The sequence below is a fragment of the Pseudomonas sp. K5002 genome, assembly GCF_013386655.1.
Lineage (GTDB): Bacteria > Pseudomonadota > Gammaproteobacteria > Pseudomonadales > Pseudomonadaceae > Aquipseudomonas.
The window spans coordinates 1-840 of the sequence record NZ_JACARK010001471.1; the positions used below are offsets into that span (position 1 = coordinate 1).

Sequence of the window (840 nt, forward strand, 5' to 3'; positions counted from 1 at the left end):
TGAACACCCGACGTTGCAGGCCTTGGCTGCGCTGTTGGGGCAACCGCTGCAAACACCTGCCGCGACCTTTGTACCCGCGGCCCGCCCGGCGCACTTGCCGTTGTCGTTCGAACAGCAGCGCCTGTGGTTCCTCGAACAGCTGAGCGGCGCCAGCGAATACAACGTGGTCAGCGCCGTGCAATTCGACGGCGAGTTGAATGTGCAAGCGCTGCAATCGGCTTTGAACACGGTGATCCAGCGCCATGAAATCCTGCGCAGTCGCATCGTGCGTGAGGATGAAGGTGAGTTGGCGTTGGTGATTGAGCCGCAGGTTGAGCTGACGCTCGGCCTGGCGCGGTGGGATACCGTCAGCGATGAACGCTGGCAACAGCTGACCGACGCGGCGATCCAGGCCGCCACCGCGCAGCGCTTTGACCTGGCCAACGAGGTGCCGATTCGCGCCACCTTGCTTTCGCGCAACCACCAGGCGTTGCTGGTGCTGACGTTGCACCATTGCGCGACGGACGACGCTTCCACCCATAACCTGCTCGACGAACTCGCCCAGTGCTACAGCGCCGAATGCCAGGGCCACGTCGCCAACCTGCCGGGGCTGGCGTTGCAATACCCGGATTACGCGCTCTGGCAGCGCGAGCCGGCCCAGCAGGCGCTGTTCGACAGCCAATTGAACTACTGGCGTACCCAGCTGGAAGACGGCAGTTACCAGTTGGAACTGCCCACCGATCAGCCACGCCCGCCTGTGCTTGACCCGCGTGCCGGCTCCGTCCACTTGCAACTGCCTGCGGAACTGAGCGGCCGTCTGCGCCAGTTCGCACATCAACGCGGGGCCACGCTGTACATGCT

At 64.2% G+C, this 840-nt stretch carries 1 protein-coding gene; it reads left to right on the forward strand.

From position 1 onward, the window contains the following. On the forward strand, nucleotides 1–840 hold an 840-nt coding region (locus HX846_RS37260; protein WP_218645532.1), incomplete at both ends, for a condensation domain-containing protein.